The organism is bacterium, assembly GCA_040756715.1.
Taxonomy (GTDB): domain Bacteria; phylum UBA9089; class UBA9088; order UBA9088; family UBA9088; genus JBFLYE01.
The window spans coordinates 1-5,601 of the sequence record JBFLYE010000155.1 but is presented as its reverse complement, the minus strand read 5'-3'; the positions used below and the strand labels follow the sequence as shown (position 1 = coordinate 5,601).

Annotated in this window: 4 protein-coding genes; all 4 read right to left on the bottom strand. The window is 39.8% G+C overall.

Annotation, left to right across the window (positions count from 1 at the left end):
- Nucleotides 1-366 precede the first annotated feature (366 nt).
- Nucleotides 367-3,123: an excinuclease ABC subunit UvrA gene (gene uvrA, locus AB1397_05750; GenBank protein MEW6482489.1), complete on the bottom strand. Its 2,757-nt coding sequence runs from the start codon at nt 3,121-3,123 to the stop codon at nt 367-369.
- Between the two features lie 90 nt (nt 3,124-3,213).
- Nucleotides 3,214-3,885: a formate dehydrogenase accessory protein FdhE gene (locus AB1397_05745; GenBank protein ID MEW6482488.1), complete on the bottom strand. Its 672-nt coding sequence runs from the start codon at nt 3,883-3,885 to the stop codon at nt 3,214-3,216.
- 57 nt (nt 3,886-3,942) lie between these two features.
- Nucleotides 3,943-4,689, bottom strand: coding sequence for a 4Fe-4S dicluster domain-containing protein (locus AB1397_05740; GenBank protein ID MEW6482487.1), 747 nt, complete (start codon nt 4,687-4,689; stop codon nt 3,943-3,945).
- Nucleotides 4,690-4,838: 149 nt separating this feature from the next.
- Nucleotides 4,839-5,601: molybdopterin dinucleotide binding domain-containing protein (locus AB1397_05735; protein ID MEW6482486.1), on the bottom strand; the 763-nt coding region annotated here is incomplete at its 5' end.

Here is a 5,601-nt window from a genome sequence, read left to right as displayed (position 1 = left end):
AATTTAGAATTCAAAATTTCTTAAATACTATTTTTGCACTAAGTAATGGAAGATACTATAAAATAGAGAATATTAGGTAATTTTTTGTCAAGTGCAAAATATGTAGTGCCGAAAAATTGGGCCTTAGATTTAGTATTAGAGCCAATTTTCAAATTTAGTGGCGAAAATGACTTGACAAATATTTTTTTAATTTTGTAGAATTTTATTTGTTAATGATAGGGCTCTATATTTTGTTTGGTGCGGGTATTCTTGCAGCAATCTTTTTTGGTATAATAATTTTACTGCAGGACTATAAAGAAAAGCATCTAAGGAAAACCCAATAATTGTTGAAAATAATAGGGTTTACCCTAATAAAACGCACATACTTTATCCTGTTTGCCTAAGGTATTTCTTTAAAAACCTTCCAGTATGTGAATCCTTGTTTAATACTATCTCCTCAGGAATACCCGAGGCAACTACATAGCCACCCTCATCTCCTCCCTCTGGGCCTAGGTCAATAATATAATCGGCTGTTTTTATGACCTCCATATTATGCTCAATAACCACAATGGTATTTCCCATATCTCTTAATCTAAACAGAACATCCAATAGCCTTTTTATATCCTCAAAGTGCAAACCAGTGGTTGGTTCATCCAAAAGATAGAGGGTATTTCCTGTCTGCCTCTTGGATAATTCCTCAGAAAGCTTAACCCTTTGTGCCTCTCCACCCGAGAGGGTGGTTGCTGGCTGTCCAAGCTTTATGTATCCTAAGCCAACATCAGATAAAACCTCTAATTTATGCTTTATTTGTGGAATATTTTTAAAGAATTCCAAAGCAGCATCAACCGTCATATCCAAGACATTAGCAATATTCTTTCCCTTGTATCTTATTTCTAATGTCTCTCTGTTATACCTTTTCCCTTTGCAAACCTCACAGGGGATATATAAATCAGGGAGAAAAAACATCTCAATCTTCTTTACCCCGTCTCCTTCACAAGCCTCACACCTTCCACCCTTAAGATTAAAGCTAAACCTCCCTGGCTTATATCCCCTTGCCTTAGATTCCGAAAGCTCGGAAAACAATTCCCTTATCGGTGTAAATAGCCCAGTATAGGTTGCCGGGTTAGACCTTGGTGTCCTTCCAATGGGTGATTGGTCGATATTGATTACCTTATCAATAAATTCAATTCCTTCTAAACCCTCATAATGGCCTGGTTTTATTGAAGAACGGTGTAGTATCCCAGAGAGGGCAGGGTGTAATGTTTCCGCAATTAGGCTGCTCTTTCCACTTCCCGATACACCGGTAATGCAGGTAAATACACCCAAAGGGATTGAGACATCTATATTTTTAAGGTTATTATGGGATGCTTTCTTTAGCTTAAGAAACCTTAAGGGTTTTTTCCTTTTTTTAGGAAGGTTAATTTTAAGCCTTCCCGATAAATAGCCACCGGTTAAAGAATGCTTATTTTTTATGATTTCCTGCGGGCTTCCCATAGCAACAATAGAGCCTCCCTCCTCCCCTGCCCCTTTTCCTAGGTCAATAACAAAATCAGCCGACCTTATGGTTTCTTCATCATGCTCTACCACAACTATGGTATTCCCTAAATCCCTTAAATTCTTTAAGGTTGAAAGCAATTTCTTATTGTCTCTTTGGTGAAGACCAATGGATGGCTCATCAAGGATATATAAGACACCAACCAATCCACTTCCTATCTGGGTGGCAAGCCTTATTCGTTCACCTTCGCCACCTGATAAGGTTGAGGCAGGTCTATCCAAAGTAAGATAAGAAAGCCCAACATCAACCAGAAATGTAAGTCTTGCCTTTATTTCTTTAATAATTTCAAGGGCAATAATGCCTTCGTATTCCTTTAGTTTAAGAGCGGAAAAGAAAGATAAACATTCGCCAATAGACATAGCCGTAATTGCAGAGATAGGTTTATGATCAATAAGAATAGAAAGGCTTTCTTCCTTTAGCCTTGTTCCTTTGCAAGATGAGCAAGGGATATAGCTCATATATTTCTCAATCTCACCCCTGATATATTCTGACTTTGTTTCCCTGTATCTTCTTTCTAAGTTTTGAATTATACCCTCATAATAACCCTTTCCATAGAGAAAGAAGTTTTGAACCTCAAGGGGTAATTGGTAAAAAGGAAGGTTTGGTCTAAAGCCATATTGCTGTGCGAGTTCCTCAATCTTATCCTCTGGTCTATAGCGCAAGGAAAGGGATGGTTTGATTGCACCCCGCCAGATGCTTTTATTTTTATCAACCACCAATTCTGGGTCAATCTCCATCCTAAACCCTAGCCCTTCACAAATAGGACAGGCACCATAAGGCGAATTAAAGGAAAAAATCCTGGGGGAAATTTCAGCATAAGAAACCCCGCAATCAGGGCAGGATAGCTCAGAGGAAAAAACAAGCTCCTCTTTTCCTGCCAGGACAATAAGCCTTCCCTTGGAAAGAGCCATTCCCGTTTCAATAGAATCAGCAAGCCTCTTTCTTATCCCCTCTTTAATTACAATCCGGTCGATAACAACCTCAATGCTATGCTTTTTATTCTTATCCAGCCTTATTTTTTCTGAAAGCTCGTGCATCTTTCCGTCTATCCTTGCCCTCACAAACCCCTCCTCCAATGCATGTCTTAATATTTCTTTATGCTCACCCTTCTTGGAAGAGACAAGGGGAGAAAAGATAGTGATTTTGGTATCATAAGGTAATGCCTCCAATTGGTCAGCAATCTCTGATGGGCTTTGTTTCCTTATCGACTTTTTGCACTTATAACAATATGGCTTTCCTATTCTAGCAAAGAGAAGCCTTAAGTAATCATAAATTTCGGTAATTGTTCCTACAGTTGACCTTGGGTTTTTGCTCACTGGTTTTTGTTCAATGGATATAGCAGGTGAAAGCCCTTCAATATAGTCAACCTCTGGCTTTTCCATTTGACCTAAAAATTGCCGTGCATAGGAAGATAAAGATTCTACATACCTTCTTTGTCCCTCGGCATACAATGTGTCAAATGCCAAAGATGATTTTCCCGAGCCAGAAAGCCCAGTAATTACTGTAAGCTTATCCCTTGGTATTTCTACATCAATATTCTTAAGGTTATGCTCTTTAGCACCTTTGATGATAATCTTTTCTTTCATAATCTGTATCTGCCTTTAATATACTGAAACAAAACTGGTTTTAAGGAAATCCTATGAAGGTTCTAAATCCAAAGCAGTGGCTATTGATTTTTTTCAAAAACCAATTTTTTTATACCCCTCTTTTATCGCCAAGATATCCAGATACCTTGTTTCTATATCCACTTTTTCCAAGTTTAAAATATCCATTTTTCTCTGATCAAGGGTTTTTATATAAAATTTGCAATGATCACAAACATCTACCCGAAAGGGGCTTTCATCGCTTGTTTGAAAGAATTTTAAATATTTTTCGCTCTCGCAATATGGGCATTTTATCCTTAAAAATTCCCATTCTGTCTTGCAGAGCATGCATTGAAGAAACCTTTTTCCATCCTCCTTTCTAAGCCCTGACATCAAAGGAAGCCCTCCAAAAACCGGGCAATAACCCCTATTCCAATAGGAAGGAATTTTATCCTTAAGGCTTTCGGCAATTCTTTCAAATATAGGTTTTAAAATATTTATTGAAATAAAATCACCCCTTTTGCCATTTTCTACTAATTCCTTTAAATTACAGGTTTTCCTCTCTATTTTTTGATGCGAATATTTTTCTATAACCCCTAAGATCCTATCAAACATTTCATTAAAAACCTCTTTGTCTACCTCTATCTTTTCAAGCTCTATAGGAAGGCTTAAAGGGAGGGGAAAATCCAGTCTTTTCTTATATTCTGCCTTAAGGCTATCTAGTTCTTCAAAGCAGGCAAGCTCATCTTTTGAGATAAATTCCTCCATTTCTTTATGTGTATCACGGCCTCAAGGTCAGAGCTTTCGGAAATCAACGGGCATCCCTTACTGATCTGCGGATTCCTTTAAGGATTTTATGGCAAGACTTCCTATGCTAAGAAGGCTAAATTTGGAAAATAGCTCTACCAATTCGTTCCAAGTTGGTATTTCTGCGGTTTTTGGAAGCTTAGGAAGGCCATAGACATCAGGGTCATCCAAAAGGATATACAAAACACCTAATCCACCACACTGGGTTTCTCCATAGAGATTTGCCTTGCCACCAAGCACAGCAACCCTATCTTTAGCCTTTTTAAGCAGCTCATCCCTCTTACCAAATTGGATTGCACCAGATGGGCAGGCTTTTGCACAGGCTGGGGTTAAGCCATTTTGAACCCTATCTATACAATACCTGCAAGAACTTGCCTTTTTGTCCTCAGCCAGCCTGGGAATTTTAAATGGGCAATTTTGAACACATAAGCCGCAGCCAATGCACTTTGCCCTATCCCTTATCGTATAGCCATCAGGATGCTTAGAAAGTGCCTTTACTGGGCAGACATTTACACAGGATGCAATGGTGCATTGCATACATTGGTGCTTTCTGAATAGCCAGGCAAGGCTGTTTGCTTCAGCCCTTTCTTTAAAATAGACCAAGGTCAATGTGTTTCCTGACAGGTCTTTTGGGTTTTGATAGCCCTCGCCGCCAAAAAACTGGGTTTTCTCAGCTTCCAAGCCATTCCATTGCTTGCAAGCAACCTGACATCCCCTACAACCCGTACAACGGGATGTGTCAATCAAAGTGCCTAATTTTGCCATCTTATTTACCTCCTTTGTCGCTCACTTCGTTCACTCCTTATAGGGGGCTCTGCCCCTCTTGACGGTCGCTTTACTCGCTTCCGTTCGTTTCGCTCGTCAGCTCCCTGTCACCCCCGATAAGGTTAAATATTTCATATTTTATCAAACCATCATTTTCCTGCTTTTATTACATCGCATAAAAATGCCTTATACTCGGGAATCATTGTATTGGCATCTCCAATGTTTGCGGTTAGTCTATTTGCTGAATCGCCTGTTGCAAGGCCAGAATAGCCAAAGTGCCAGGGAAGGGCAACTTGCTCATATGACTTTCCGTTTAATTGAAATGGCTTAATTCTGTTTGTAACTAAGGCATAGCAAGAGACCTTTCCCCTTGCAGAAACAATGTTAATCTTTTCGCCATGCTTTATTCCCTTCTGTTTAGCTAGGCTTGTGCTTATTTCCACAAACATATCGGGAACAAGCTCGCAGAGCCAGGGAAGGTTCCTTGTCATAGCCCCCGATTGCCAATGCTCGGTCAGCCTGAAGGATGTTGCAATTATCGGGAATTTAGCAGAATCTCCCCAGAGGTCAAGATCAGCATTCCATATCTTGGTTGCCGGGTCATTCTGGGTTTTGGAAAGAATATTTGAAACCGGGGATTCCTGTGGCTCATAATGTTCTGGGAATGGACCATCGGCTAGACCTGGACCAAATATAGCGGCATGTCCCTCGGTTTTCATAATGAATGGGTATTTATCAGAAGGTGGCCAACCTCCATCCGGGACATCACCTATCCACTTTTTCTCAATGTCATTCCATTTGACTACGAAGCGATTTGGGTCATAGGGATTACCGGATGTATCACAGGATGCCCTGTTATAAAGGATTCTTCGATTAACCGGCCAGCACCAGGACCATTTTGGATATAATCCA

What these genes read in the sequence shown, in the direction of transcription:
- AB1397_05740 (MEW6482487.1), bottom strand. Translation starts at nt 4,689, where the DNA reads ATGGCAAAATTAGGCACTTTGATTGACACATCCCGTTGTACGGGTTGT.
- AB1397_05745 (MEW6482488.1), bottom strand. Translation starts at nt 3,885, where the DNA reads ATGGAGGAATTTATCTCAAAAGATGAGCTTGCCTGCTTTGAAGAACTA.